24 protein-coding genes and 1 tRNA gene are annotated in these 26,866 nt (G+C 62.6%); 13 read left to right on the top strand and 12 right to left on the bottom strand.

The window, feature by feature from the left end; translation table 11 throughout:
- Window positions 1-106: 106 nt before the first annotated feature.
- The 9 genes from DVU_RS02945 to DVU_RS02905 all read left to right on the top strand — a co-directional run bounded on the left by DVU_RS02945 (window position 107) and on the right by DVU_RS02905 (window position 9,265).
- A complete protein-coding gene (locus DVU_RS02945) occupies window positions 107-1,546 on the top strand; it encodes a sigma-54-dependent transcriptional regulator (protein WP_010937922.1) in 1,440 nt (479 codons plus the stop codon).
- 284 nt (window positions 1,547-1,830) lie between these two features.
- Window positions 1,831-2,121 (top strand): hypothetical protein, encoded by a 291-nt coding sequence (locus tag DVU_RS02940; RefSeq protein ID WP_010937920.1) that lies wholly within the window; start codon window positions 1,831-1,833, stop codon window positions 2,119-2,121.
- Complete coding sequence (locus tag DVU_RS02935; RefSeq protein ID WP_014524257.1) at window positions 2,111-2,506, top strand: hypothetical protein; 396 nt, start codon at window positions 2,111-2,113, stop codon at window positions 2,504-2,506. The genes DVU_RS02940 and DVU_RS02935 overlap by 11 nt, the downstream gene beginning before the upstream one ends.
- Before the next feature lie 179 nt (window positions 2,507-2,685).
- Entirely contained in the window at window positions 2,686-2,967 is a 282-nt protein-coding gene (locus DVU_RS02930) for a hypothetical protein (RefSeq protein ID WP_010937917.1), read from the top strand.
- Between the two features lie 483 nt (window positions 2,968-3,450).
- Entirely contained in the window at window positions 3,451-4,656 is a 1,206-nt protein-coding gene (locus DVU_RS02925; RefSeq protein ID WP_014524256.1) for an ABC transporter permease, read from the top strand.
- 15 nt (window positions 4,657-4,671) lie between these two features.
- Entirely contained in the window at window positions 4,672-5,499 is an 828-nt protein-coding gene (locus DVU_RS02920; protein ID WP_010937914.1) for an ABC transporter ATP-binding protein, read from the top strand.
- A 24-nt stretch (window positions 5,500-5,523) separates the two neighbouring features.
- A complete protein-coding gene (locus DVU_RS02915) occupies window positions 5,524-6,444 on the top strand; it encodes an MlaD family protein (protein ID WP_010937913.1) in 921 nt (306 codons plus the stop codon).
- The gene (locus DVU_RS02910) at window positions 6,441-7,076 is read left to right on the top strand and encodes an ABC-type transport auxiliary lipoprotein family protein (RefSeq protein WP_010937912.1); all 636 of its coding nucleotides are present in this window, start codon (window positions 6,441-6,443) and stop codon (window positions 7,074-7,076) included. Before DVU_RS02915 ends, DVU_RS02910 begins: the two co-directional genes overlap by 4 nt.
- Window positions 7,077-7,231: 155 nt before the next feature.
- A complete protein-coding gene (locus DVU_RS02905) occupies window positions 7,232-9,265 on the top strand; it encodes a methyl-accepting chemotaxis protein (protein WP_010937911.1) in 2,034 nt (677 codons plus the stop codon).
- A gap of 152 nt (window positions 9,266-9,417) precedes the next feature.
- Here the strand turns inward: DVU_RS02905 and ahcY are convergent, their stop codons facing one another.
- Both ahcY and DVU_RS02895 read right to left on the bottom strand, forming a co-directional pair.
- Window positions 9,418-10,857: an adenosylhomocysteinase gene (ahcY, locus tag DVU_RS02900; RefSeq protein WP_010937910.1), complete on the bottom strand. Its 1,440-nt coding sequence runs from the start codon at window positions 10,855-10,857 to the stop codon at window positions 9,418-9,420.
- 25 nt (window positions 10,858-10,882) lie between these two features.
- Window positions 10,883-11,806, bottom strand: a complete 924-nt coding sequence (locus tag DVU_RS02895; protein WP_010937909.1) for an ArsR/SmtB family transcription factor — start codon at window positions 11,804-11,806, stop codon at window positions 10,883-10,885.
- Between the two features lie 511 nt (window positions 11,807-12,317).
- Between DVU_RS02895 and DVU_RS02890 the strand changes: the two genes are divergently transcribed.
- The 3 genes from DVU_RS02890 (at window position 12,318) to DVU_RS02880 (ending at window position 13,340) form a co-directional block, all read left to right on the top strand.
- On the top strand, window positions 12,318-12,584 hold the full coding sequence (locus DVU_RS02890) for an Rcat domain-containing protein (protein ID WP_010937906.1): 267 nt from the start codon (window positions 12,318-12,320) through the stop codon (window positions 12,582-12,584).
- Between the two features lie 129 nt (window positions 12,585-12,713).
- Window positions 12,714-13,175, top strand: coding sequence for a DUF721 domain-containing protein (locus DVU_RS02885; RefSeq protein ID WP_011792807.1), 462 nt, complete (start codon window positions 12,714-12,716; stop codon window positions 13,173-13,175).
- An 88-nt stretch (window positions 13,176-13,263) separates the two neighbouring features.
- A tRNA-Glu gene (locus tag DVU_RS02880) sits at window positions 13,264-13,340 on the top strand.
- Window positions 13,341-13,483: 143 nt separating this feature from the next.
- Here the strand turns inward: DVU_RS02880 and DVU_RS02875 are convergent.
- The 8 genes from DVU_RS02875 to DVU_RS02840 all read right to left on the bottom strand — a co-directional run bounded on the left by DVU_RS02875 (window position 13,484) and on the right by DVU_RS02840 (window position 23,107).
- Window positions 13,484-13,918, bottom strand: a complete 435-nt coding sequence (locus tag DVU_RS02875) for a PaaI family thioesterase (RefSeq protein WP_010937904.1) — start codon at window positions 13,916-13,918, stop codon at window positions 13,484-13,486.
- Window positions 13,919-14,329: 411 nt separating this feature from the next.
- Window positions 14,330-15,259: an L-lactate dehydrogenase gene (locus tag DVU_RS02870; protein ID WP_010937903.1), complete on the bottom strand. Its 930-nt coding sequence runs from the start codon at window positions 15,257-15,259 to the stop codon at window positions 14,330-14,332.
- A gap of 297 nt (window positions 15,260-15,556) precedes the next feature.
- Entirely contained in the window at window positions 15,557-16,978 is a 1,422-nt protein-coding gene (locus DVU_RS02865) for a carbon starvation CstA family protein (protein ID WP_010937902.1), read from the bottom strand.
- Between the two features lie 326 nt (window positions 16,979-17,304).
- Window positions 17,305-18,726 (bottom strand): carbon starvation CstA family protein, encoded by a 1,422-nt coding sequence (locus DVU_RS02860; protein ID WP_010937901.1) that lies wholly within the window; start codon window positions 18,724-18,726, stop codon window positions 17,305-17,307.
- Between the two features lie 203 nt (window positions 18,727-18,929).
- On the bottom strand, window positions 18,930-20,672 hold the full coding sequence (locus DVU_RS02855) for a LytS/YhcK type 5TM receptor domain-containing protein (protein ID WP_014524255.1): 1,743 nt from the start codon (window positions 20,670-20,672) through the stop codon (window positions 18,930-18,932).
- A 98-nt stretch (window positions 20,673-20,770) separates the two neighbouring features.
- Window positions 20,771-21,544 carry a LytR/AlgR family response regulator transcription factor gene (locus DVU_RS02850; RefSeq protein ID WP_010937899.1) on the bottom strand — a complete coding sequence of 258 codons (774 nt, stop codon included), beginning with the start codon at window positions 21,542-21,544 and terminating at the stop codon, window positions 20,771-20,773.
- A 159-nt stretch (window positions 21,545-21,703) separates the two neighbouring features.
- The gene (locus tag DVU_RS02845) at window positions 21,704-22,051 is read right to left on the bottom strand and encodes a DsrE family protein (protein WP_010937898.1); all 348 of its coding nucleotides are present in this window, start codon (window positions 22,049-22,051) and stop codon (window positions 21,704-21,706) included.
- Window positions 22,052-22,204: 153 nt separating this feature from the next.
- Window positions 22,205-23,107: an ArgP/LysG family DNA-binding transcriptional regulator gene (locus DVU_RS02840; RefSeq protein WP_010937897.1), complete on the bottom strand. Its 903-nt coding sequence runs from the start codon at window positions 23,105-23,107 to the stop codon at window positions 22,205-22,207.
- A 97-nt stretch (window positions 23,108-23,204) separates the two neighbouring features.
- Between DVU_RS02840 and DVU_RS02835 the strand changes: the two genes are divergently transcribed.
- Complete coding sequence (locus DVU_RS02835; protein ID WP_010937896.1) at window positions 23,205-23,825, top strand: LysE/ArgO family amino acid transporter; 621 nt, start codon at window positions 23,205-23,207, stop codon at window positions 23,823-23,825.
- 359 nt (window positions 23,826-24,184) lie between these two features.
- Here the strand turns inward: DVU_RS02835 and DVU_RS02830 are convergent, their stop codons facing one another.
- A complete protein-coding gene (locus DVU_RS02830) occupies window positions 24,185-24,706 on the bottom strand; it encodes a chemotaxis protein CheW (protein ID WP_010937895.1) in 522 nt (173 codons plus the stop codon).
- A 45-nt stretch (window positions 24,707-24,751) separates the two neighbouring features.
- On the bottom strand, window positions 24,752-26,710 hold the full coding sequence (locus DVU_RS02825) for a HAMP domain-containing methyl-accepting chemotaxis protein (RefSeq protein ID WP_010937894.1): 1,959 nt from the start codon (window positions 26,708-26,710) through the stop codon (window positions 24,752-24,754).
- Between the last annotated feature and the right edge of the window lie 156 nt (window positions 26,711-26,866).

Genomic DNA, 26,866 nt, shown 5'->3' with positions numbered 1-26,866 from the left:
TCCTGCGTTACAGTGTGTCGCCTGATTCCCCCCTACCCCGCCTTGCCGACGAGTGCAAGGATGGCAACCCCTTGTGTGAGAAGACACCACAGGATAGGAACGCATCATGCGCTACGTGCTCGCTGCCACCATGGACCCTGCGGCCCTCGCCGTCCTGCCACGCTGCTTCACTCCCGACATCGACCTCGAACTGAGTCGTTCCACCGCCGGGATGAAGTCGCGCCTTGCCGCGCGCGCCCATGACATCGCCCTTGTGGACATGGACATCCTGTGCGGCGGCACCACGACGGACTATGAGACCATACGTCAGGCCGTCCACGGCTTCAGACAGCAGCATCCCTCCGTCGACCTCATCGTGCTGGCCCGCGCCGACGCCATCCGGCAGGCAGTCGATGCCGTGCGGGCCGGGGCAGGCAACTACCTCACCTACCCGTTGCACCCTGAAGAGGTACGGCTGGTAACCCAGAAGCTGCACGAATCGGCGCTGGTGCGCTCCGAACTCGACTACCTGCGCGACCGGCTGATACAGGGCCGCTCCGGAGGTGACGAGGGCATCGTACTCGACACCCGCAGCCCCCGGATGCGTGAGGTCTATGACAAGATACGCCTCGTGGCGGCCACACGCAGCACCGTGCTGCTCACCGGCGAGACCGGCACGGGCAAGAGCCTCATCGCACGCCTCATCCACAGCCACAGCAACAGGCACGGCAAACGTTTCATCAGCGTACACTGCGGGGCCATTCCGGAGGCGCTGGTGGAGAGCGAACTCTTCGGCCACGAGAAAGGTGCCTTCACGGGCGCCATCCGCAAGAAGCCGGGGCGTTTCGAGATCGCCGAAGGCGGGACCATCTTCCTCGACGAGATAGGCACCATCGGCCCGTCCGTACAAATCAAACTCCTCAATGTGTTGCAGGACAGATGTTTCCAGCGTGTGGGCGGCGAGACCGTCATCCGGCCCGATGTGCGCGTCGTGGCAGCCACCAACGAAGACCTGTCGACCCTGTGTGCGCAGGGGCGCTTCAGGCGCGACCTGTACTACCGGCTGAACGTCTTTCCCATCGACATCCCGCCGCTGCGTGAACGCAAAGAGGACATCCTCCAGCTGGCAGAGGCGTTCGTGAGGCGCTGCAACCCGCAACGTTCACGTGACATTCGGGCCATCCACCCCGATGTCATCGACGCCTTCATGCGCTACGACTGGCCCGGCAACGTGCGTGAGCTTGAGAACATCATCGAACGCGCCTGCATCCTCGAAGGGGGAGAAGTGCTGTCGCCCGAAGCCTTTCCCGCAGAATTCAGGGGACTGCCCCATGCAGTGCGCAACCGCGCCCTTGACATATCGCTGCCCCTTGAAGCCGCACGCCGTCATGCGCTGGACAGCTTCGAACGCGAGTATCTGGAACGCGCCCTCGCCACCAGCGGGGGCAGTATCAAAGGCGCAGCAGCCATCGCCGGGGTCACCACCCGGCAGATACACAAGCTCATGACCCGACACAGCCTGAAAAAAGAGGATTTCAAGCCCGGTAGCGGCAGGTTGAAGAAGTAAAGAAGAACATACAGTTCTTCTCTAGACAAAAAAGAACCTTCAGTTCTTACTCGATAAAATAGCAATATAATATGGCTTGTTATGCTCAATACAAGTCGATTAGAATCCTGCATCGACAAGCTGCCCCCCAGACGCCGACAAGGCACCTCGCAAAAAACAGAACTCCAAGTTCTCTAAAATCCCAAGCTCAAGATCAAAGTTGATACATTTCAGATAAATATCTCTCTGGCCCGTTTCCTGCTCCTGTTCCTGCACGTTTCATTTTCATGAACACAGGGAACATCATGCCGCAGACCATAGCCGCACAAGACGGTCTTGCAACCGTAACGGGCTACATCCTTCCTGAAGGATGGGCTGATGATTATTCTGTATCTTCGGTACTTATCGCCGACAACTCCGAACAGGAGTTCATCGTCGGCAACCTTGGTGACTATCCTGAACTCGTTCGGCTATGTCGTTGCAAGGTGGCGGCCACCGGTTACATCTATTCCAGACAGGGTAAGACCTACTTCGACCTTGCGACCTACGTGGTCGTCGAGGGCGACACTGCCAAGGAACAACGTCATGATGCGTAGCAATCACTCCGGGTGGCGCTCCCTTCTGAAGGGTCTTGTCGTCCTTATAGCAATGCTGCTTGCCCCCGCCCACGCACTGTCAGCCCAATCCCCGGCTGAAGCCGCGTCTGAAGTGGTGGTGACCGGCATCGTGGTGGTCACCGACGACGGGCCGGTTCTTGAAACCCCGGATGACAGGATTTTCCTGCTTCGCGGCGTCACGGACACTGAACTCGACGGGCAGGAAGTCGTCGTCACCGGTACGGCTGAACAGATAGAAGACGGGTATTTCACGCTGGACGTCACGGGATATTCACTCGTCGAAGAGGATAACGGGCAGAGCATGTTGCAGCCCCAGATGTCGGGTGCACGTTACGGACTCATGCCACGCCAGCACCACATCTGAAAATCCGTCAAAAAATCATCTATACAACAGTCTGAAATAGCTATCTTTAACCAAAAAAACAAACCCATTTTCCGATTTATGTCCTACGACTGTTGCCTTTTCGCGAAAGGAAATATATTTCGCACTCTTGTGCAGACACCTCCACCTCCGCACCAGTTTTCCGTTTCGAGAGAAGCGCAATGACCAAGATGGAAGAAGTAAAGACTGTCAAAGGCTACATCGTTCCCCTGCCGCGTTCGCGTGACGACATGGCTGCACGCGTGGCCATTGCCGAAGGTGATGTCGAGTACCACATCGTGCCGCGAGGCGCGGGCATCGACCTCGGCAGTCACCTCAACGCCTACGTCGTGGTTGAAGGGCTTGTCCGTGAGCAGGAAGGTTCCATGCTCATGCAGGTACGAAACTACCGTCTGGACGACGCCTTCGAACACGAGTGGTACGACGACGAAGACGAGGAATGAGCCTGCGTCGCCTCTGTGCGGTATCCACCGTGCACAGGCAGGGGTTCTTCGCTCTCGGCTACGGCGTCCCCTCCCCTGCCGATTCAGGAGTGTCACGTGCTGGCACCTCTGTCATGGTGACGTGTGGACTGTTCCATGCCGTCTCAAGACTCCTTCACGACGTTGTCGGCACTCGACCGGCCCCCGTCGCCTTCATGTGTGCCTGAAACATTCACTGCGTCAGGCAGAGAACGCACCTTCAAGGCCGTCCCCTGCGCATCCCCCCGGCAGCATACCCGCCCTGACCGCGAACCGGACTGCCCGCACGATTGCCCGCCAGCGTTTGGCCCAATATCTGTGCAGCACCTGCCCCGATGTCTGACCGGGCACCTACCCCGCTGACAGGACGCCCCCCGTCATGCCGAATCCAGAGGGCCACCTGACCGGCGCGCCCCCTGCGGCCAGCCCGTTTGGCAACGCACCTTCGGCATGGTAGTATCCGGTATGCCACACGTTCCCCAGCAACTCGACGCCCCTTCGCTTGCCCGTGAAGAAGACCCGCGCGGCATAACCGAGAACGGGTCGCGGCTGCCAGACGTTCTTCTGGAAAGCTTCGGCAACACGGGCATACTCCGTTTCTCGGGGGCATGGGACGTGGCGACGGCGGCACGCGCACGCGGGCAACTCCAGCACCTTGCCATCCCGGCCGAGTGCGGCGACCTGACGTTCGACCTCACGGGGGTGCTGCGGCTTGACACCGCAGGCGCCCTCGTCATCACCACCTTCCGCACCGCCCTCGAGAAGCAGGGCATCGCCCCGCTTCTGCACTGTGCCCCGGCGCACAACGCCCTCATCGACCGTGTGGCGGCCATCGACATGTCCGAAGCGCCCACGGTGCGCCACGCCTCGGCCCTTGCCCGCACACTCAACGCCATCGGGGCTTCCATTGTCGAAGAAACCGAGCAGGCTGTCGGCATTCTCGCCTTCATGGGCATGCTCGTCATCTCACTGGTGGGACTCGTGTTGCGTCCGTGGCGTTTCAGGTGGGTCTCGCTATGCAGCCACATGGAACAGACAGGGGTACAGGCGGTGCCCATCGTCGCGCTTCTCTCGTTTCTCATCGGCCTTGTCACCGCGTACATGGGGGCCGAACAATTCGCCCGCTTCGGGGCGCAGGTCTTCGTCATCAACCTTCTGGAGATTTCGACGCTGCGCGAGATGGGCGTGTTGCTCACCGCCCTGGTCGTAGCCGGACGTTCAGGGTCCTCGTTTACGGCCCAGATAGGCGCCATGGTGGCCAATGAAGAGGTTTCGGCCATGCGCGCGCTTGGCCTCGACCCCATCGAGGTGCTGGTGGTGCCACGCGTGCTGGCGCTGGTAGTCATGCTGCCCATTCTCGCCTTCATCGCCGACATCATGGGCATCCTCGGTGGCGGCGTTGCCGCATGGGGGACCCTCGGCATAGACCCGGCCAATTTCACGGCCCGTTTCCACGAGATAGTGCATCTGCGCAACTTCGTGGTGGGTATGATAAAAGCCCCGTTCTTCGCACTCGTCATCGCGCTTGTGGGCTGCTTTCAGGGATTCCGGGTCACCGGCAGTGCAGAGTCGGTGGGCCGCCTCACGACGCAGGCCGTGGTGGAAGCCATCTTCATGGTCATCGTACTCAACGCGCTCTTCGCCATCCTTTTCACCTCCCTCGGCGTCTGAAGACGAAGGTCGACCATGAGAACCCTCAACAGCACTTCTCCCGCCGTCATCAGGCTACGCGGCATCGTCAACCGCTTCGGCGCCCAGACAGTGCACGACGGCCTCGACCTTGACGTCGAGCGCGGCAAGGTTCTCGCCCTCATTGGCGGGTCGGGCACGGGCAAGTCCGTGCTTCTGCGCACCATCATCGGATTGCGCAGACCACAGGGGGGCAGCATAGAAGTGCTTGGCACCGATGTCCTGCACGGCACCTCGGCGGCCTTGCGCGACCTGCGCCGCCGCTGGGGGGTGCTCTTTCAGGATGGTGCCCTCTTCTCGTCGCTCACTGTGCTCGAGAACATCCAGGTGCCGCTACGCGAATTCCTGTCGCTGCCCGGCGACCTCATGGACGAAATCGCCTTCATGAAGCTCCGCATGGCCGGACTCCCCCCCGGTGCCGCGCACAAGTACCCTTCTGAACTTTCGGGCGGTATGCGCAAACGCGCAGGACTCGCGCGCGCCCTCGTCATGGACCCCGAGTTGCTCTTTCTCGACGAACCCACGGCAGGCCTCGACCCCATCGGGGCCGCCGCCTTCGACGACCTCCTCGCCGAATTGCGTGAGGCACTGGGCCTTACCGTCGTTCTCGTCACCCACGACCTCGACTCGCTCTACGCCGTATGCGACAAGGTCGCGGTGCTGGCTGACCGTCGCATCCTCAAGGTGGGCACCATCGACGAACTCATCAGCCTCGACCACCCCTGGGTTCGCGACTACTTCACAGGCCCGCGTGGACGAGCCGCACAACACGCCCCCCAAGGCATACCCTGCCCCACATCACAGCCGTCCACACGGCAGCGGTGAAGGGCATCTTCAACGGAGTGACGCATGGAAACCCGTGCCAGCTACATTCTCGTGGGCGTCTTCACGCTCCTCGCCGTGACCGGGGCCCTCGCCTTCGTCCTCTGGACTGCGGGGCGGGGCGAAGGCAAGGCCATGGCGGCCTATGACGTCCATTTCAGCGGCAACGTCATGGGCCTCAGCGTGGCCAGCGACGTCTTCTTCAACGGCGTCAAGGTCGGGGCCGTGAAACAGATAACCCTCAACCCCGACGACCCCGCCAAGGTCAAGGTACGTATCGAAATCGATGCCACCACCCCCGTCCGCGAAGATTCGGTCGCCAGTCTCGAAGGTCGCGGACTCACCGGTGTCTCGGTGGTACAGATAACCGGCGGTTCGCCCCATGCCCCGCTACTCGTCGGTACTGCGGGCGAAGTGCCTGTCATAGCCTCTCGCGCGTCACGTCTCGAGGAACTCTTCGCGGGAATGCCCCAGCTTGTGGGGTCGGGCAACGAACTGGTCAACAGGCTTGCCGATGTGCTCAACGCAGAGAACAGGGCCGCGCTCGCCTCGACCTTCCATGCCCTCGACACCGTCACCGCACGCATGGCCGCACGTGCCGACAGCCTCGACAGGATCATCACCAACATGGACACGACCACGCGCCGCCTCGCCAATGCCTCGGCAGGTCTTGAGACCCTGGCGGGCGATATGCGCGACCTGACCCGCGGCGACATGCGCGACAGCATCGTGGCCGTGGGCAACACCGCACGCCGTCTCGACGCCCTGCTCGCCGCAGCCGAACCCGGCGTCACGGGCTTCAGCACAGAAGGGCTTGAGGATATGCGCCGCCTGCTCATCGAGTCTCGTCACCTTGTGACGACCCTGAACCGCATGGCGCAAAGGATGGAGAGCGACCCCCGGCGCTTCATGTTCGGCAACCAGCTACCGGAGTATGAAGAACGATGACACCATTCCGCAACTTCACGACGTTGTGCGCCATCCTTTTGCTGGCGGCCTCGACCATCTCCGGCGCAGGCTGTGCGCGAGTGCTCGACCCCGGCCCGGCACCGCAGCGCATCCTGCTGTCTCCTGACATGCCCCGCACCGATGCCACACCCCGTCCTGCCGCCCCGGTGCAACTCGCCGTCTCACTGCCTGAGACGACGCGCTCGCTCGACACCGACCATATCGCCATCCTGCAGGGTCGCGAACTCAGCTATCTGCCCAATGTGCGATGGGGAAGCCATGTACCGCAGATGCTGCAACGGCACATCATCGACGCACTCGATGCAGGCACACGCATCGGCACAGTCTCCGCCGAAAGCGCAGGAGTCTTCCCCGACGTGCGACTCATGGTGGACATCCAGCAATTCGCGGCACGCACCGAGGCCCGGGAAACGGGCGTAGACATCCGCCTGCGCCTGCAAATGCTCGATGTCCGCAAAGGGCGCATCATCGCCTCACAAAACGTCGAAGCGTACGTCCCACTGGCAGACGACAGACGGGCAACGCTGCTCGACGGTTTCGAAGCCGCGCTCTCCGGCATCCTCGAGAAAACGGCACGCTGGGTCGAGCTCACTGTACAGCAGAGGAACTAATCTGCGCCACGGTCTTGCCTGCCATCTGCAAGAGGCCGGAAAATAACGCCAGCGACAGCCCTCGTTGGCGTTATTTTTAGCTTTGGACTATGGCTTCGACGCTTCTGACAGGGTAATATGGCATAAACCATCCCCCCTTTCAGGAGGAGCACGCCATGCGTTGGAACCTGCGAAACCGCTTTCTCGTTCCCATCATCAGTATCCTTGTATTCGGCATGGGTGTCACAGCGTACATTGCATACACCACCGCCTCACGCAATCTTGAAGCAGCACTCATGCAGTCTTCAATCCTTGTGCGTGACATGCTGTCGAGAGAACTCTCCACGACAGTCGAAGACAGCCAGAGTGACATCGGTTCACAGGCCAAACGTGATGAATTCGCACGGGTGTTGAGCGACCCCACCCCCGAACACACGAAAAAGGCCGTGCAGGCACTCCGGGACACACTGGAAGAGTATAGCACCTACCAGTCGCTGGCGGTCGTCGGCCCTGACGGTGTGGTGGTTGCCAGCAACCGGCAAGAGGACATCGGCAAGGTGAACCTCGGCAGCCGCGACTACTTCAAGACCGCCATACAGGGAACGCCAGCCGTTTCGGATGCCGTACTCAGCAAGGTCAACAACAAGCCGGTCTTCGTCGTGGCATCACCGGTGAAACGTGATGGCAGGGTCATCGGCGTCATCTACGGTGCCATCGACCTTGCAAGGTTCGCCACAGAGGTCATCGACCCCATACGCATAGGCAAGACAGGATATGCCTTCCTCGTCTCGAAGGCCGGTTTCATTGCGGCACACCCGGACAAGTCGCACATCCTCACGCTCAATCTCAAGGATGAGCCCTGGGCAGCCCCCATGTTCAGGAACCCGTCTGGCGAAGTGGAGTACACGTTCAAAGGCAAGGACAAGATTCTCGTCTACACCACGGAGAAACGGACCGGGTGGCAATTGGCCGTCACCGTGGACATGGACGAGATAAACGAGTCCGTGGCCGCCATACGCAACACGACCCTTGCCGTAGGCATCATCATGCTGCTGGTCACCAGTGTTGTCGTGTTCCTCATCGTACGCAGTATCGTGAACGCCCTGAACAAGGGAGTGGATTTCGCACGGGCGGTGGCAGACGGCGACCTCGGGCAGGATTTGGCCCTTACACGACAGGACGAGATAGGCACCCTGGCCGAAGCCTTGCGCGTCATGGTACGGCGACTCAAGGAGATGATCGCCACCTCCGAAGCCAAGACGCAGGAGGCCGAAGAGCAGACCCGCAAGGCCGAAGTGGCCACCCGCGAAGCCGAAGCCGCCCGCGCACAGGCAGAGAACGCTCGCCGCGAGGGACTCTTGCTGGCGGCATCGCAACTTGAAGGTATCGTCGAGCGCATATCCTCCGCCTCCGAGGAGCTTTCCGCGCAGGTCGAACAGGCGGCGCGCGGTTCATCGACCCAGTTGCAGCGCACTACGGAAGCGGCCACCGCCATGGAGGAGATGAACGCCTCGGTCATGGAGATTGCCCGCAACGCCGCCGAAGCGGCGGAAAGTTCGGAGCACGCCCGCAGGGAGGCAGACGAAGGGGCCAGCGTGGTGGGTTCGGTGGTGGAGGCCATCTCCGATGTGGATGCCAAGACCGGCGAACTGAAACTGAGTCTCGACATGCTCGGCACACGGGCCGAGAATATCGGACAGATCATGACGGTCATCACCGACATCGCGGACCAGACGAACCTGCTGGCCCTCAACGCTGCCATCGAGGCGGCCCGTGCCGGTGAAGCCGGACGCGGCTTCGCGGTCGTCGCCGACGAGGTGCGCAAGCTCGCCGAGAAGACCATGAACGCCACCAAGGAAGTGGGCGAGGCCGTCCGGGCCATCCAGTCGGGCACCAAGGACAACATCCGAGGCATGGACGAAGCGGCCATGTCTGTGGGGCGGAGCACGGAACTCGCCAGCATCGCGGGTGACGCGCTGGCGCGCATCGTGGGGCTCATCGAAGGCAGCGCCGATCAGGTGCGGGCCATCGCCACCGCCAGCGAAGAACAGTCCGCCGCCAGCGAACAGATCAACCGTGGCACCGATGAAGTGAACCGCATCGCCTCCGAAACCGCAGGCGCCATGGGCGAATGCGCGAAGGCCATGACGGAGTTGTCCGCCATGACGCAGGAACTTCGTTCGCTCATCGTCAAGCTGAAGGCGGCGTAAACCGAACTGTGCCCTGAGGGGGCAGGCCGTGCCTTTCACCGCGTAGCGCCATGATGCGGCATGGTACCAGCACAACCAGAACGACGGAGGGCGGGGAAGCCGATGCTTCCCCGCCCTTTCATTGCAAACACGCAGCCCGTGAGGGCCGAGCGCTAGTAGCGGTAGTGGTCGGGCTTGAAGGGGCCCTCGGGCGAAACGCCGATGTAGTCGGCCTGATCCTTGCTGAGGCGGGTGAGCTTGACACCCAGACGGTCGAGGTGCAGACGCGCCACTTCCTCGTCCAGCTTCTTGGGCAGGGTGTAGACCTTGCGCTCGAGGTCGGGGTTGGTGGCAAGCTCAATCTGGGCCAGCGTCTGGTTGGTGAAGCTGGCCGACATGACGAAGCTGGGGTGGCCGGTGGCGCAACCGAGGTTCACGAGACGGCCTTCGGCGAGCACGATGATGCTGCGGCCCGAACGCAGCGTCCATTTGTCCACCTGCGGCTTGATGTTGAGGCACACGCACCCTTCGGTGTTCTCGAGGTAGTGCATGTCGATCTCGTTGTCGAAGTGGCCGATGTTGCAGACGATGGCCTCGTCCTTCATGGCCTCCATGTGTGCCCCGGTGATGACATTGCAGTTGCCGGTGGCGGTCACGAAGATGTCACCCGTACGCACTGCCTCTTCCATCGTGGTGACTTCGTAACCTTCCATGGCGGCCTGAAGCGCGCAGATGGGGTCGATTTCAGTCACCAGCACGCGGGCGCCGAAGCCGCGCATGGACTGGGCGCAGCCCTTGCCCACATCGCCGTAACCGGCAACGACCACGACCTTGCCCGCCACCATGACGTCGGTGGCGCGCTTGATGCCGTCAGCCAGCGACTCGCGGCAACCGTAGAGGTTGTCGAACTTCGACTTGGTGACCGCATCGTTGACGTTGATGGCGGGGAAGAGAAGCTTGCCTTCCTGTTCCAGCTGATAGAGGCGATGCACACCCGTGGTGGTCTCTTCCGACACGCCGCGCACCTTGGCGGCCACACGCTGCCAGCGACCGGGGTCCTGCTCGTATGCAAGGGCAAGGCGATCCATGATGATCTGGAACTCCTTGTTGTCGTAGGCCTTCTTGAGCAGTGAGGGGTCGTTCTCGACCTCCACGCCCTTGTGGATGAACAGCGTGGCGTCACCACCGTCGTCCACCAGCAGGTCGGGGCCGGAACCGTCGGGCCACGTCAGTGCCATTTCGGTGCACCACCAGTAGTCCTCGAGGGTCTCGCCCTTCCATGCGAAGACCTTGGCCATGCCGGATGCGGCAATGGCGGCAGCCGCATGGTCCTGCGTGGAGAAGATGTTGCACGATGCCCAGCGGATATCGGCACCCAGTTCGTACAAGGTGCGGATGAGCATGGCGGTCTGGATGGTCATGTGCAACGAACCGGTGACCTTCAGCCCCTTGAGGGGCTTCGTGCCGCCGTACTTCCTGATGAGTTCCATCAGGCCCGGCATCTCACGTTCGGAGAGTTGCAGGTCCTTGCGGCCGTAATCGGCAAGGGACATGTCGGCCACTTTGTGGTCGAGGGAAAGGTCGAGTTTCTGGGCGCGCTTGGCGTCGGTCATGAGAGCCTCCAGTCGGCGGCTAGGGTTACTGTTGTGTCTTCTCGGCAAGCATCAGATGCAGGGCAAGGCCCTTGGCCACCCCCTGCCTGCGGCATTCGCGCACGGTGAACCCGGCTTCGCGGAGCAATCCTTCAAGCTGGACGCCTTCGAAGCCAAGCCAGCGGTCGCCATAGTCGCTCCGCATACGCTCGTTGTCGTGCCTGTCGAAATCCGTGACCATGAGTTGGCCTCCGAGGCGCAGCACCCGGCGAATCTCGCCAAGGGCCACTCCCGGGTCCGAAAGATGGTGCAACACCATGTTGATGCTGGCGAAATCGGCTTCACCGTCGCGCAGGGGCAGGTGATCGAGTTCTCCGATACGCAATGATACACGCTCTGCGCCTTCGACGAAACGCCGACGCGCCAGTTCGAGCATCCGGGGCGAACCGTCCACCCCGATGACCTGCTGCGACCGCTGCAACATGCGCTCGATGACCGAGCCCGTCCCGCAGCCGAGGTCGACCGCCGTCTCGCACTGCGGCATGGCCTCGGCCACTGCCCCGGCAAGGTCGAACCCCCCGAGAACCTCGCGGTTGAGTTCGTCCCAGTCTTCGGCGATGGCATTGAAGAACTGTCTTGTCTTGAGGGCGCGCTCCTCGATGATCTTCTGGGCCATGTCGAGGTCTGCCTGCAACACCATGTCGGTGGTCACGAACGGCGTCACAGCGTCGAGAAAGGCGCGCCCGTCGCCCTCGGCGGCGGCGGAATAGAAGACCCAGAGTCCGTCGCGACGCGAGGTCAGCAAACCGGCACCCGTGAGAATCTTCAGATGGCGTGAAACGCGCGACTGCCCCATCTCAAGAATGGAGACCAACTCGTTCACCGACAGTTCATGACGGTTGAGCACATGGATGAGGCGCAGACGCGTCTCATCCGACAAAGCCTTGAAATACTGAAGGGCGAGGGACATGTTGGCCTTCTATGCTTACGGCGTGATATTTAAAATCAAGAAAACTTGATGTAGACATATCCAACATCAAGCATATAGTCAACCGGTGAGGCTGGACAGGGCTTGCGACGCAACATCCGGCCTTTTCTCCGAAGCGGCCGCTACCGGGCAGATGCCACTGCCTCGCCATCCGTCACAGCGCAGAGAATAGTCCAGACGCCGCATAACCCGACACGGCACGAACCAGACGTCGTAAAATGATTCCATCAAAGCCATTCACCCGAACTGTCCCATCATGATTCTACATCATATGAACGTTTTCCGACTGCGGTTGCCTTTCTTGAAACATATGCTATTCTATCACCAATCATGTCCTGTTCACATTCATCAGGTCTATTCTCCATGTGAAACGGTACATTCACTTCATACACCTTTCTGACGACATCACGCGTCTTACAAGAAAACAGATGCACGCCGCCACATCACATGATGTGCCGACGTGCATTTTCAACACTCAGACCATGGAGGAACCATGACCTCACACAACATCATGCTCATCGCCGCCGCAATCTTCGCACATACCATGCTCGTCCTGTTCACCGTGAGACTCGCTCACAGACTAGGGCGTCCTGTCGTCTTCTGGGGTTATGCTGCACTCTTCATCCCGGTACTGCCACCGGTCCTGCTGGCGCTCATGGGCAGGTCGCGCTGGCGTGACTGCCCCTATTGCAGTTCCAGGATATGGAAAAGCCTGATGGTCTGCTGCCGTTGCGGAACGCCTGTCTGGCCCGAGACCTGACGCCATGAACCCGGTCAGGCTGCCCACGGTCCGGGTACCCAACCGGTGCAGGAATCCAGCCGGGACGGGCACCCGTCCCGGCGATGCAATCCGGCACCGTTTGTGGTATGAGAAACATACGGAGTGCCCATGAAGCCCATCGCCGATGCCCTCAAGGAATACCTCAACGCGCGTGGCGCAAAAAACCAGTTCCAGCTTGCCCGCTTGTGGGAGAACTGGGAGATGGTCATGGGGCCCGACCTCGCCGCCCTTGCCTTTCCACTCGGGCAGCGCAAGGGCATCCTGCTTGTGGGGGCGGAAGACAACATGGCGGCGCAGGACCTGTCCTACATGTCTCCAGAGATACTCGAGCGTGTCAACGCGTTCATGGACGGGCCCTTCTTCAACCGCGTCGAGGTGCACCTCCTCTTCGGGCGCACACCGCTGGACACCACACGCGTCGTGGTACCACCGTCCAGCCGTGTACCGCTGCCCCCCCGGCCCGAGGGGCTTGGCGGTCTCATGCAGTCGCTCGACCCCGAAAGTACCGTCGGGCGCTGCTATCTCAAGTACGTGCGCATGTTCGACGAAGTGGCGCGTTCACGCCAATGACACCCGCACACGCAAAAACTTCAAAAAATGGTTGACGAACGAAGCGCTCTTATTGCATAAGCGTCTTCCCGACACTGTCGGTTCAAGCGTTCCCATCGTCTAGCCGGCCTAGGACAACGGCCTTTCACGCCGTCGACAGGGGTTCGAATCCCCTTGGGAACGCCACAGCACGCAAAACGGCTGCAACCATGTTGCAGCCGTTTTCTATTGTATGCGCCGAAAGCCCTGACTGACATCCTTCGCAGACGACCTCTCCGCCGCTGCCCCTCCCGCGTTTGGTCGAGCATCCCCCGCCGACGACGCCCGGTCTACGAAGTCGCCTTCCCCTCTTCATCGTCTTCCGGAATGGGATGACTCTTGCGGTAGGCCGTGGCCTGACAGAGGGCCAGCAACGTCCCCTCACCATCGAGCACGCGCACCTCATAGGTCGCGATGCGCTTGGTGGCACTTATCTCACGCGCCTCGGCCGCCAACGGCCCCTTACGCCCCGCATTCAGGAATGAGATGCTGGCCGTCAGACTGAGAGACACCACGCCACTCGTATTGGCCGCCGCCGCAAAGGCGAGGTCCGCAAGGGCGAAGATGGCCCCGCCATGTACAAGCCCCACGCCATTACGGTGTCTGTCGTCCACCGGCATGGTGGCCCGTGCGAAGCCTTCGCGCACTTCGTCGAGGCTCATGCCCAGATGCTGTGCGAAGGTGTCGCGCGCCATGATGAAATCCCTTACCCGCTCAACTGTCATGCGCGTTCCTTCGTACTGTTCAGGTTGTTGCCCGCCGCAACGGGCCGTCGTCTCCGTGAGTTGCCGTGTCCTCACGTGTCCTTCTTCATCAAAGAGGCAATACCCGACCTCGCCCCGCCACGTCGAGGGGCCGACCGGGATGCCACGGGGGCACTCCGGCATACGCATCCGGCCCCAGAGGCCTTCCCTCCGCCCCGGGCAACGTGCAGGTTACGACCGGCTTGGGCGTGACCGACGGGGGAAGGGCTGACCCGCCACAGCCACGCTTCACACAAGGCGTCAAACCGGTATTCAGGACGGGTGTTCAGGCACAGGTGTTCAGGCCCGTTTTTCGGGTACGGCTGTTCAGGCAATGTGCCGGACTACGCAGTGGCGGACTGTCGGCACGGCACAACGCTCGCCCGCGCCTGTCTATAACGCGGCAAGATGCTCGCCGAGGACTCGTGCCGATGCCGCCAACGCCGCCTGCTCATCCTCGGCGATGGGCGCATCCAGCACCTCTTCGATGCCATCGCTTCCGATGACGCACGGCAACGAAAGGCTCACATCTCCCAGCCCGTAGTGCCCGGCGACGGGGCACGATACCGTGAGCACGCTGTGCTCATCATGCAGGATAGCCTCTACGATGCGGCACAGGCTCATGCCGATGCCATACCCCGTTGCCCCCTTGCGCCCGATGATCTCATAGGCAGCATGCCGCACATGCCCCAGAGCCTTCTCCCGGAACGCCGCGTCATAGGCGATGCCGCGCCGGGCGCACATCTCCGCGACCGGAATGCCCGACACATTGGCCCGACTCCAGAGCGCCACTTCGGAGTCTCCGTGCTCGCCAACGATATGGGCGTGCACACCCCGCACGTCGACACCCAGGATTTCGGCCACATGCCCCCTGAAGCGGGCGCTGTCGAGAACCGTCCCGGAACCGATGACGCGTCCGGGAGCGACCCCGGTAACCGTTCGGGCCACATGGGTGAGGACATCGACGGGGTTGGTTGCCATGATATAGAGGGGGTCGTCAGCGTACTGCATGACCGCAGTGAGGATATCCCGCGTTATCCCGGCATTGACCCGCACGAGGTCAAGCCGCGACTGACCGGGCATCTGCTTCGCCCCTGCCGTGACCACGACGATGCGCGCCCCTTCGCACTGCTCATAGCCCCCGCTGCGAATCTGCACCGGCCCCACAAGAGCCATGGCGTCGGCGAGGTCCATGCTCTCGCCCTCAGCACGCGCGGCATTGGCGTCTATGAGAACGATGTCGTTGGCAAGGCGCTTGATGGCGGCGGCATAGGCGAACGCCATGCCTACGTTGCCTACGCCGATGACGGCTATCCTGTTCATGGCGACCCTCCGGGCAAACGGGTTCCGACGGCGGTGGCGTGACGGCCCCACTGCGCATCCTTGCAAACCGGACTCAGCCTGACGGACACACAGCCCGTCAGGCCGTCATCTCAAGATGTCCAGTCTGTCATAGTAGGCGTGCACCACGCTGAAGTCCACACCAGCATGCCATGGCAAGGGGTTGCGCACGCGAGTGGTTTTCAGGAGGGCAGCGGCCCTCAGTATGGCCCCGTCTCCGTAAAAAGCGAACGCCCCGCTTTGCAGCGGGGCGTCAGGTTCATTCGAGGTGGATAGCGTCTAGGCTACGGGATTCGCCGCGAACACCGGACGCTTCACGAGGAAGAGGCCCAGCGAACCCACCGCGGCGGCGATGCCTATCCACGTGGAGATGTCCAGCGGGATGTTCAGACCGATCTTGGCGTAGCAGATGTACGTCACGCACACGCACGTCATGAACGTGGCGGGCACGCTGGCTATCCAGTGGAACATGCCGCGACGCACGAGGTAGGCCGCAGACGCCCACAGCACGATGGTCGCCAGCGTCTGGTTGGCCCAGCCGAAGTAGCGCCAGATGATGTCGAAGTTCACCTGCGACAGCACCGCACCGATGACGAACAGCGGCAGTGCGATCATCAGGCGGGCACCGTTGCCCTTCTGCGAGAAGTTCAGCACGTCGGCGATGGTCAGGCGGGCCGAACGGAAGGCCGTGTCGCCGGAAGTGACAGGCAGCACGACCACGCCGAGGATGGCGAGGACGCCGCCCACCGGGCCCATGAGCGTCATGGCCACGTCATTGACGACCTTGCCGGGGCCACCGGCGGCGATGGCGGCGTTGAGCGCCTCGGGGGTGGGGTAGAAGCTCATGCCCAGCGTCGCCCAGATGAGGGCGATGACGCCTTCGGCGATCATCGAACCGTAGAAGATGGGACGACCGCAGTTCTCGTCAGGCACGCAGCGCGCCATCATGGGCGACTGCGTGGCGTGGAAGCCCGAGATGGCGCCGCAGGCGATGGTGATGAACATCAGCGGCCACAGGGGCAGACCCGTGGGGTGCTGGTTCACGAAATGGGCCGCGGGGTAGAACTCGTAGCCCTTCACGATCATCGCACCGGTGAGACCCACGGCCATGACCACGAGGATGATGGCGAAGAGCGGATAGATACGGCCGATGATCTTGTCCACGGGCAGAACGGTGGCGAGGAAGTAGTAGGCGAAGATGATGACGACCCACGTGAGCAGGTTGAGGTCGGTCATGCTGGCAAGCAGCTTGGCGGGGCCGGTGACGAAGACCACACCCACCAGCAGAAGCAGCAGCACCGAGAAGAAGCGCATGAACTGCTTGAAGCCGTTGCCGAGGTTGTAGCCTACGATGTCGGGCACGGACTTGCCCTCGTAGCGTACCGACAGCATCCCCGAAAAATAGTCGTGCACACCCCCCGCGAAGATGGAGCCGAGCACGATCCACACCAGAGCCCACGGGCCGTACAGGGCGCCGAGGATGGGGCCGAACACCGGGCCGAGGCCCGCGATGTTCAGCAACTGGATGAGGAACACCTTGCTGGGCGGCAGTTTCACATAGTCCACCCCGTCGGCCATGGTGCAAGCCGGGGTCGCCTTGCAGTTGTCTACGCCGAACAGACGCTCGACGACACGGCTGTAGACCATGTACCCGCCGATGAGCGCTGCCACGCTCAGAAAAAAATACATCATTGACGGCATGAATCCCTCCTTCATAACCATGCGTAATGGTAAAGAATGCACGCATGACACCCGTTCATTAAATATTGTTTAATGAAAAAAACATCACAGTGACACCCCGCAAGGGCCCTGATGTCGTTTCTTCGGGATGAAGCGTCGTTTCCTAGGGGTGAAATGCATCACGCAACAAGCGACATCGCGCATACCCCGGTAGAGGTCGGGCGGGGAGACACCCCTTCGCCGCTGTTGGACCTGACGCATGAGATGAAGGCCAAGGCGGGATTGCATGGAAAAAAGGACGCCCCGCGGCGAGGCGGGGCGTCCTGTCGGAACGGATAGCGAAGCGTCTAGGCGACGGGATTCGCCGCGAACGCCGGACGCTTCACGAGGAAGAGGCCCAACGAACCCACCGCGGCGGCGATGCCTATCCACGTGGAGATGTCCAGCGGGATGTTCAGGCCGATCTTGGCGTAGCAGATGTACGTCACGCACACGCACGTCATGAACGTGGCGGGCACGCTGGCAATCCAGTGGAGCATGCCGCGACGCACGAGGTAGGCCGCAGACGCCCACAGTACGATGGTCGCCAGCGTCTGGTTGGCCCAGCCGAAGTAGCGCCAGATGATGTCGAAGTTCACCTGCGACAGCACCGCACCGATGACGAACAGTGGCAGTGCGATCATCAGACGGGCACCGTTGCCCTTCTGCGAGAAGTTCAGCACGTCGGCGATGGTCAGGCGGGCCGAGCGGAACGCCGTGTCGCCGGAGGTGACAGGCAACACGACCACGCCGAGGATGGCGAGGATGCCGCCCACCGGGCCCATGAGCGTCATGGACACGTCATTGACGACCTTGCCGGGGCCACCGGCGGCGATGGCGGCGTTGAGCGCCTCGGGGGTGGGGTAGAAGCTCATGCCCAGCGTCGCCCAGATGAGGGCGATGACGCCTTCGGCGATCATCGAACCGTAGAAGATGGGACGACCGCAGTTCTCGTCAGGCACGCAGCGCGCCATCATGGGCGACTGCGTGGCGTGGAAGCCCGAGATGGCGCCGCAGGCGATGGTGATGAACATCAGCGGCCACAGGGGCAGCCCCGTGGGATGCTGGTTCACGAAATGGGCAGAGGGATAGAACTCGTAGCCCTTCACGATCATCGCCCCAGTGAGACCCACGGCCATGATGACGAGGATGACCGCAAAGAGCGGGTAGATACGGCCGATGATCTGGTCGATGGGCAGAACCGTGGCGAGGAAGTAGTAGGCGAAGATGATGATGACCCATGTCATCAGCGTCATGTCGGTCAGGTTGGCGAGCAGCTTGGCGGGGCCGGTGACGAAGACCACGCCCACCAGCAGCAGAAGCACGACCGAGAAGAAGCGCATGAACTGCTTGAAGCCGTTGCCGAGGTTGTAGCCCACGATGTCGGGCACGGACTTGCCCTCGTAGCGCACCGACAGCATCCCCGAGAAGTAGTCGTGCACGCCCCCCGCGAAGATGGAGCCGAGTACGATCCAGACCAGCGCCCATGGCCCGTACAACGCACCGAGAATGGGGCCGAACACCGGGCCTAGGCCTGCGATGTTCAGCAACTGGATGAGAAAGATCTTGCTGGGAGGCAGTTTCACATAGTCGACGCCGTCTGCCATGGTGCAGGCTGGTGTGGCCTTGCAGTTGTCGACGCCGAACATGCGTTCGACGACACGGCTGTAGACCATGTACCCGCCGATGAGCGCAGCGACGCTCAAGAAGAAATACATCATTGATGGCATGTCACCCTCCTCTGGTGCCCGGCGTCGCCCGTCTCCCCTGACGCACCGTGGCTGTTGTTTGTTACCTCCTTCTTAATGAGTTGCAGTTAACACAACCATCGGCAAAAGACCGAAACGTCACTTTTGCCGGGTGAGTCGTTGCGGGCGCATGCCGAAATGCATCAGGACGGATGCTCCCAAAAAGCTGCCCTGCGGGCAGCACTTCAGGCAGCTGCCGAGGCGAACACCTCGGCGTCGGTCGAGGCGGGAACGCGGAAGGTGATGCGCGTTCCCATGCCGGGGGCGCTGTCGATGGAGAGGGCGTAGGCGGGCCCGTACAACTGCACGAGACGCTGGTTGCAGTTGCTCGCACCGATGCCTTCGCCATGGGCCGTGACAGGCGTACCGTTGAGGATACCCTGCCGCGTGGACTCGGGCATACCTGCGCCGTCATCCTCGACAACCACGACCACGTGGCCGTCTTCCATGCTCGTGGCAAGGCGCACAACGCCCCCCTCCTCGTTGCCGAGGATGCCGTGACGCACACTGTTCTCCACCAGCGGCTGAATGAGCAGGGGCGGAACGAGGCAGTGTTCCGTCTCGGGGTCGATGTCGATGACGGCGCGGATGCGCTCTCCGAAACGGGCCTTCTCGATGACGAGGTAGGCGCGAATCTGCTCCACCTCTTCGGCAAGATGGATGGCTTCACGGCTGGTATCGAGGTTGCGTCGCATGTAGCGGGCAAGGTCGAGAATGAGCTCGCGAGCCTGTCCCGGTGCCGTCCGGCAGAACGAGGCCACCGTGTTCAGCGAATTGAAGAGAAAGTGCGGGTTGATCTGCGCCTGTAACCGGCGGATCTCCGCCCGGGCGAGCAACTGGTTCTTGATACCGATGTCTTCGAGTTCGATCTGCGTGGCGAACAGGTCGGCAAGTCCCTTGGCCAGTTCGAACAGCGTCTGGTCGAGCGGTCTGTCCTTGGTTCCGTAGAGTTTGAGACAGCCGAGGATGGTATCGCCCTTGCGCAGGGGCACGATGATGGCACTGCACAGCGGGCATGCCTCAAGCTGGCAGCCTATTTCGTCATGCCCCGTCACGAAGAGCGGAATGCCATCCGTGGCCACCCGGCGTGTCGCCTGCGTGCACACGGAATGCCCGGCCCTGTGGTGGTCGGAGGCCGCACCCACGTGCGCCATCACCATGTCGTTGCTGGTGAGAGCCACGGCAGCCACCCGTGTCTCGTCGAGGATGATCTCGGCTGTGGCCCGTGCGGAGGCGGCGCTCAAGCCCGCGCGCAGGTGCGGGAGCGTGCGGTTGGCGATGGAGAGTATCTGCCGCGCCTGCGACGAGTCGCGCAGGTCCCGGAAGTGCATCTGCATGCGCAACGCCTGCACGAAGATGGCCGCCCCCACGCCATTGAGCAATATCATGGGCAGCCCGATGACCTCCACGAGGTCGACCGCTTGAGCATAGGGGCGTGCCAGCCCGAGAACAAGGCACATGTGCACAGCCTCACCCACGGCGGCGAAGGTCATGGCAGTGCCCCAGTCGAGGCTGCGGGAGGGAAAACGCCACGCGAAGAGCCCTGCGGCAAGTCCCTCCAGAAAGGTTGCGAGCCCGCACGGCACGGCACTGAACCCGCCCACGTCGATGAAGTAGCGATGCCCTCCGGCGATGAGCCCGGTCAGCGCGCCCACCATCGGACCGCCGAAAAGCCCCGCCGTCACCGCCCCCATGGCGCGCAGGTTGGCGAACGACTGGAACACGATGTTGCCGTTGTAGGTGCCAAGGATGGTGAACAGCGAGAACAGCACCACCAGCAACGCCGTGGCCCGCCACGAACGTGTGCGCCCCGGCCCGAGTTTGTCCAGCGGGGCGAGGGTCATGATGGCGAAACCACCCGCCAGAAGCAGGCCGAAACGCTCGGAGAGCGTTATGAACATGGGGGGGATATACGGAACCGGCTGCATGAAGCCACCTGCGAAGAAAAAAACGATGAAACCACGAAGCGGGGGCGTCAAGCCCGTGCCATCTCCGCCTCAACTGAACATCTGACGATGCACGCGCCTCAGACCCCGAGGGCCTGCTTGAAGTCGCGCACCCGGTTGCGGCTGACAGTCACGCCGGTGCGCTCGCTGTCGTTCATGACCAGATGGTATTTGCCGTTATACCACGGCGAGAACTCGGCAACCCGCTCAAGATTGACCAGCACGGCCCGATTGGCCCTGAAGAAGGGCTGACCGGCAAGACGGTCTTCGATACGCGCAAGACTCTGGGCACCGTGGCAGGTGAAACGACCAGCCTCGGTCACGACGGCGATGCGCTTCTCCTCCGCCTCGATGAGCACGACCTCCGGCGTCGGCACAAGGTGGATGCGCCCGCCCTGTTCCACGGCGATTCGCGGTAGCGGACGCTCGCGCCCTATGCGCGCCAGCAGCCTGTCCATCATGTCCTCGACCTGCGTGCTACCGCCATCGGGGGCGAGACGCTGGCGCACACGTTCGAGACAGCGGGCGAGACGTTCGGGGGCCACGGGCTTCAGGAGATAATCCGCCGCATTCTCGTCGAAGGCGCGTATGGCGTGCTGGTCGAAGGCGGTGACGAAGACGAACACAGGCGGGTTCGTCATCAGCGACGCGGCCTGTAACACGTCGAAGCCGCCCCGCCCCGGCATCTCGATGTCCTGGAACACGAGGTCGGGATGATGGCTGGCAATGAGCGACAACGCCTCGCCTGCCGATGCGGCTTCCATCGTCTCCACATCGGCATGCGCCGAAAGCAGGTAGACGAGTTCGTCTCGGGCCGGGCGTTCGTCGTCGACGACAAGTGCGCGAATGGTCATGCACATCTCCGTTGCACCCTGAATGCCTGTGGCAGGCGGGGTACGGCCCCATGCGGATGGTCGGCAGCGGCACTGTGCGGTGCCACTGCCAACGATCGCAGGCGAACACTAGCTACTGCCTGTTCCGCACCTTGTAAAGGCGCTTCAGCGCCCCCCGGCCTAGGGCTTTATGTAGGCATAGCCCTTGCGCTGCAGGTCGACGACCTCCACCACCCCTGCGGGCACGACCTCGCAGGCCGTCTGCAACGTCTCGGGGGCGATGCCGAACTTGGTGAGGGCGTTATTGCACATGCGGAACGACACCCCTGCGGCATGCAGGTCTGCGATGACGGGCGCGTGCGTCTGTTCCTGAAGGACGAACTGTTTCACGGCAGGGCCGTTTGCCACCAGCACCACATGGAACTGATCCTGCGGCAATGCTGCGCGATAGTTGACGATGTTGGCAAGGGCAAGGCCGAGGACAGCCGCGTCGTCGCTGTCCACATGGACGAGAAGGTCGTAGTGCATGGTTTTTCTCCTGTTTGTCAGGTGCGGCCGGAAATCGTCCGGCACACTGCTGCATAGGGTACTCCAAACCATACCATATGGCGAGGTTGCGCCTTTGCAACCCCCTGCAGGCAGAATGCCGGGGGCCCCCCGTCAACAGCGCTTCGGGAACCTTCACCGGGCAGGCACACGCCAGCCGAGGACCGCCCGGGCGTGGCTCACCACATTCTCGGTCAGTTCCTCCACGAAGCGCGTCGTGAGGCTCCAGCAATGCCAGTACAGGTGAACCGAGACGGCACGCCCCGGTGCGAGGTCGCACAGCACGCCGTCGGCAAGGTGACGTTCAGCCTGCAACGCAGGGACGATACCGTAGGCGAACCCTCCGGCAAGGACGTCCACGAAACGCTCGGACGACGGCACATAGTGGGCAGGGAAATCGACCTCTTCCTCGAACAGGTCGGAAAGGAACCGGTGGTGGAGAGAGTCTTTGCGATTGTAGAGCACCGCCGGTGCCTCGCGCACCGCAGCAGGCGTCAGCCCCTCGGAAAACCAGCGGGCGGCGAACTCCGGCGTGGCCAGACAGAGGGATGGCATATCGCCCAGCGCAAGACTACGCCATCCCTGTACGGGGTCGGCACGCGTGGTGATGCACGCCGCCACACGTCCCTCGCGCAGCAACCTGTAGGTATGCTCCTGGTCTTCGGTCACGATGTCGAGAAGCACCCTCTCGCGCCGCAGCAACGGCCCCACGGCATCAAGGAACCACGTGGCCAGCGAGTCGGCATTGATGGCTACGGGCAGGGTCGTCCATGCCGCCGGCCTGTCCGTCACCAGCGAGGCCCCGAGGTCCGCCTCAAGCTGCCCCACCTTCAGGTAGTGCTCGACGATGCGCTGCCCCTCATCCGTGGCCCGCACAGGGCTGGCGCGCACCACCAGCATCCGCCCCAAGGAGTCCTCGAGGGCCTTGACCCGCTGTGAGACCGCCGATTGCGTGATGTGCAGCCGTGCCGCCGCCTTCTCGAAACTGCCTTCCAGCACCACCGCCGCCACGGCTTCGACCTGTCGGTAATCGTACATGGACACTCATTAGCAACACTAACGACATCGTTCAAACATTAATTTCACTTATCTTCAAGGGCAGCATACACAGGGGCACACCACGGAGGAACCTGCGATGTACATATCACCCTACCTGCAAGGGCTCGGCATGGGAGCGAGCCTCATCATGGCCATAGGCGCACAGAACGCCTTCGTCCTCTCCCAGAGCATCCGGCGCAACCACCACATGTCGGTCGCCGCCATCTGCATCGTCTGCGACTGCCTGCTCATATCCATCGGCGTACTGGGCATGGGGGCGGTGTTCACCGCCAACCCGCTGCTGCGGGCCATCGCCACATGGGGCGGGGCGGCATTTCTTCTCTGGTTCGGCTTCAACGCCTTCCGTTCGGCCTTGCGCGGCGGTTCACTCGACGCCCACGAGGAACGCAGTCTGCCGTTGAGGGCCGCAGTCGTCAGCGCGCTGGCCGTCTCGCTGCTCAACCCCCATGCATACCTCGACACCGTCGTCCTTCTGGGCGGCATCAGCACCACATTCGAGGGTGACGGGCGCTATCTCTTCGGTGCGGGTGCCGTCACCGCATCCATCCTGTGGTTCTGCACGTTGAGCCTCGGCGGGCGGGCCATGGCGCCGGTCTTTCGCAACGCCTCGGCATGGCGCGTACTCGATGGCCTCGTCTGCCTCATGGTGTGGGGTATCGCGGCGGGTCTCGTACGACAGGCCGTGCTGGGCAGTTAGCCCCCCCCCTGCACCGGAAACGGAATACGGCGGGAACATCAGCCAAGGCTGCTGTTCCCGCCGTTTCTCGTCTGCCATGTGTCTGCGGCGAGTGCCCTGCGGAGTGCAGAGGTCACCTGCGCGTCATGCCGCCCCAGCCGGTACATGCGCCATACGCCCCAACATCCGGAGACGCCTCAAGGGGCATCTTACCTGTGCACCTGCCTTGCATGGTGTCCCGGGCCATACTCCGGCAATCCTGCAGGCTGAAGTCTCCCCGGCATCCGCAGGCATCTGCAGGTGTCTGCAGGGTCACGCCGGGGCCGGACGCGACTCGACGAAGCCCGTCGGACCACCCCGTGAACCGGCAGGCATCTCCGTCACCCGGTCTGCACCTCCACCGGCATCGCGGACGAAGACGGTGCGGCGTCGAGTACGGCGGCCTCTCCGGCTGCCGTGAGTTCATCGACCGAGAAGATGCGGTTGCCGTCGAGGATGATGACAAACCCCTCATGCTGCCGCCCCATGCCCCTGATGAAGTCCTGCCGGATTGCCGTGCCGAGGCGCGGTGCCGCCTCGATGGACGTCGCCGGAATCTCGACGACCTCGCGCACGGAATCGACCAGCGCACCGATGATGGCGGGTTCGTCGTCAAGAAGTGCCTCGACGATGATGATGCACGTGTTCACCGTGTCGGCAGCCACGGGCATCTGGAACTTGCGGCGCAACTCCAGCACCGGCACGGCCCGGCCTCGCAGGTTGATGACCCCGCGCATGAACTCCGGTGTACGTGGTATGCGCGTCACGGTGGTGAGTTCGAGCACTTCGCGCACCGTGCCTATATCGAGGGCGAAGACCTCTCCCCCAAGGGTGAAGGTGAGATACTGACCCGTCTCGCTCATGGTTTCCCCCGAAAGAGCGCCCCGTCCTGCGGGCCGCCGCTACGTTCAGTACCGTTCGAAATCACTGTCGTCATCCCCGTCAAGGTCGAGCGAAACAGCGCCTGCGCCCTTTCGCCCCGACGCAGGTCTGGCCGGCTGGTGGGCGACCGCCCCCGAGCGTGCCGGAGCGGGTCTGCGCCGTGCCGGGGCATCCGTATCGGAGACCTTGAAACGGCCCACACTCACTTGCAGCTGCTCGGCCTGACTGGAGAGTTCCTCTGATGTCGAAGCCATCTCCTCCGACGCCGAAGCATTCTGCTGGATGACCTGATCAAGCTGGGCGATGGCCTTGTTCACCTGTTCGGCCCCGGCGTTCTGCTCGTTGCTGGCTGCGGCAATCTCCTGCACAAGTTCGGCCGTGCGACGGATGCCGGGCACCATCTTGGTGAGCATCTCGCCCGCGCGTTCGGCAACGGCGGTACTGGAAGCCGAAAGGTCGCTTATCTCGGCAGCGGCAGCACCGCTGCGTTCCGCCAGCTTGCGGACTTCGGCTGCGACAACGGCAAAGCCCTTGCCGTGCTCACCGGCACGCGCAGCCTCGATGGCGGCGTTGAGGGCCAGCAGGTTGGTCTGACGGGCAATCTCCTCGATGATGGATATCTTGTCGGCGATGTCGCGCATGGCCACCACCGTCTCGGTCACGGCCTTGCCGCCCGACTCGGCGTCCACGGCAGCCTGCACGGCGATGGTCTCGGTCTGGCGGGCGTTCTCCATGTTCTGGCGGATGTTGGCCGTCATCTCTTCCATGGAGGCCGATATCTCCTCGATGGAGGCCGCCTGTTCCGTTGCCCCCTGCGAGAGACTCTCCGCCGAGGCGGACAGCTGTTCGCTACCTGCGGCGACGTTCTCTGCACCTCCACGCACTTCGCCGATGACCGAGGCGAGGTTGCCCGCCATGAGCTTCATGTCGGCGTAGACCCCTCGTTGCTGCTCACCCGCGAACGGCACCGTGAGGTCGCCATCGGCGATGCGGCGGGCCACTCCGGCAAGTTCAGCAGGGTCGGCCCCCAACTGCGCCAGCACCGAACGGATGAGGAACCATGCAGTGCCGATGCCCACCAGCAAGGCCACGACGACGAGGACGCCCACGACCATGCGTGCCATGTCGTTGGCAGCCTGCACCTTGGGCCCGAGGGCGTTCTGTTCCTGCAGATACGACTCGCGCACGGCCAGTGCCGATGCCGCGATGGCGGGCCCGTGCGTCGCCAGTGCGCCGTCGAACAGGTCTCCCGCCTTGAGCATGGCAGGGCCCATGACTTCATAGGCTCCCATGTACTGACGGAACAGCTGCGCCAGTTCGTGCGCACCTTCACGCAGACCGGGTCCCCCTGCGGCCTGAAGCTGACCAAGCACGGACTCGATCCCAGGAACGCCCGCCTTGCCGGCGGCATAGGTCTCCGGTGTGCGCACGACCATGAAACGGGCCGTCATGAGCCGTGTCTCGGTGAGAAGTCTGGCAATATCAGAGACCTTCTCCCGCAGGGAAGGGTCGACATCGCGTGCAGCGGCTTCGCGCATGCGCTGCACCACCTGCTGCATCTTCGGCCCAAGGTCGAACATGATGCCGTTCTGACGCTCGCCTTCGACCTGTACCTTGTGCATGGCCTCGAACGCTTGCGCGTACTGGGTGAACGCGTCCCGGGCCTCTTTCACGTGGCGTGCGCGTTCAGGATTCTTGATGGTCTCGGCAGCCTTGGTCAGCGTGGCGTCAAGGTCCTGCCGCGATTTGTCGAACCCCTTGGCCGCCGTTTCCTCACCATTGGCATGGAACGAAACGGCATTCACGCGCATCAGCAACACATGTTCGACGATGTCACCGGCAAGGTTGCTGCCCCGTGCCATGCGCCGGTAGTCCGAGAAGCCGTCTACCGCTTCCGACAACGCATTGAACGACACGCCACCCATGATCACAAGCAGCAACAGCACTGCACCGAAGCCGACGATTAGCTTTCTGGCAAGCGTCATACCCCACCCTACCCGTTGCATGGTCCCCGGAACACGGGAACATCGACACCATCGACTGTCACGATGCGACGCCCCGCTCTTTCCATTATTAACCGCTCTGCCCATAACGCGGACATTATATTCCCGCGTCCCACACGGCCCTCACGGTGCACACAT

This window comes from Nitratidesulfovibrio vulgaris str. Hildenborough, assembly GCF_000195755.1.
In the GTDB taxonomy this organism is placed as follows: Bacteria; Desulfobacterota; Desulfovibrionia; order Desulfovibrionales; family Desulfovibrionaceae; genus Nitratidesulfovibrio; species Nitratidesulfovibrio vulgaris.
Note: the sequence above shows the minus strand (reverse complement) of the source record. Positions and strands in the feature narration are given on the sequence as shown.

Bases quoted from the DNA above. Each gene is read 5' to 3' on its own strand.
- DVU_RS02945 (WP_010937922.1), top strand. From the start codon at position 107: ATGCGCTACGTGCTCGCTGCCACCATGGACCCTGCGGCCCTCGCCGTC.
- DVU_RS02940 (WP_010937920.1), top strand. From the start codon at position 1,831: ATGCCGCAGACCATAGCCGCACAAGACGGTCTTGCAACCGTAACGGGC.
- DVU_RS02935 (WP_014524257.1), top strand. From the start codon at position 2,111: ATGATGCGTAGCAATCACTCCGGGTGGCGCTCCCTTCTGAAGGGTCTT.
- DVU_RS02930 (WP_010937917.1), top strand. From the start codon at position 2,686: ATGACCAAGATGGAAGAAGTAAAGACTGTCAAAGGCTACATCGTTCCC.
- DVU_RS02925 (WP_014524256.1), top strand. From the start codon at position 3,451: ATGCCACACGTTCCCCAGCAACTCGACGCCCCTTCGCTTGCCCGTGAA.
- DVU_RS02920 (WP_010937914.1), top strand. From the start codon at position 4,672: ATGAGAACCCTCAACAGCACTTCTCCCGCCGTCATCAGGCTACGCGGC.
- DVU_RS02915 (WP_010937913.1), top strand. From the start codon at position 5,524: ATGGAAACCCGTGCCAGCTACATTCTCGTGGGCGTCTTCACGCTCCTC.
- DVU_RS02910 (WP_010937912.1), top strand. From the start codon at position 6,441: ATGACACCATTCCGCAACTTCACGACGTTGTGCGCCATCCTTTTGCTG.
- DVU_RS02905 (WP_010937911.1), top strand. From the start codon at position 7,232: ATGCGTTGGAACCTGCGAAACCGCTTTCTCGTTCCCATCATCAGTATC.
- ahcY (WP_010937910.1), bottom strand. From the start codon at position 10,857: ATGACCGACGCCAAGCGCGCCCAGAAACTCGACCTTTCCCTCGACCAC.
- DVU_RS02895 (WP_010937909.1), bottom strand. From the start codon at position 11,806: ATGTCCCTCGCCCTTCAGTATTTCAAGGCTTTGTCGGATGAGACGCGT.
- DVU_RS02890 (WP_010937906.1), top strand. From the start codon at position 12,318: ATGACCTCACACAACATCATGCTCATCGCCGCCGCAATCTTCGCACAT.
- DVU_RS02885 (WP_011792807.1), top strand. From the start codon at position 12,714: ATGAAGCCCATCGCCGATGCCCTCAAGGAATACCTCAACGCGCGTGGC.
- DVU_RS02875 (WP_010937904.1), bottom strand. From the start codon at position 13,918: ATGACAGTTGAGCGGGTAAGGGATTTCATCATGGCGCGCGACACCTTC.
- DVU_RS02870 (WP_010937903.1), bottom strand. From the start codon at position 15,259: ATGAACAGGATAGCCGTCATCGGCGTAGGCAACGTAGGCATGGCGTTC.
- DVU_RS02865 (WP_010937902.1), bottom strand. From the start codon at position 16,978: ATGCCGTCAATGATGTATTTTTTTCTGAGCGTGGCAGCGCTCATCGGC.
- DVU_RS02860 (WP_010937901.1), bottom strand. From the start codon at position 18,726: ATGCCATCAATGATGTATTTCTTCTTGAGCGTCGCTGCGCTCATCGGC.
- DVU_RS02855 (WP_014524255.1), bottom strand. From the start codon at position 20,672: ATGCAGCCGGTTCCGTATATCCCCCCCATGTTCATAACGCTCTCCGAG.
- DVU_RS02850 (WP_010937899.1), bottom strand. From the start codon at position 21,544: ATGACCATTCGCGCACTTGTCGTCGACGACGAACGCCCGGCCCGAGAC.
- DVU_RS02845 (WP_010937898.1), bottom strand. From the start codon at position 22,051: ATGCACTACGACCTTCTCGTCCATGTGGACAGCGACGACGCGGCTGTC.
- DVU_RS02840 (WP_010937897.1), bottom strand. From the start codon at position 23,107: ATGTACGATTACCGACAGGTCGAAGCCGTGGCGGCGGTGGTGCTGGAA.
- DVU_RS02835 (WP_010937896.1), top strand. From the start codon at position 23,205: ATGTACATATCACCCTACCTGCAAGGGCTCGGCATGGGAGCGAGCCTC.
- DVU_RS02830 (WP_010937895.1), bottom strand. From the start codon at position 24,706: ATGAGCGAGACGGGTCAGTATCTCACCTTCACCCTTGGGGGAGAGGTC.
- DVU_RS02825 (WP_010937894.1), bottom strand. From the start codon at position 26,710: ATGACGCTTGCCAGAAAGCTAATCGTCGGCTTCGGTGCAGTGCTGTTG.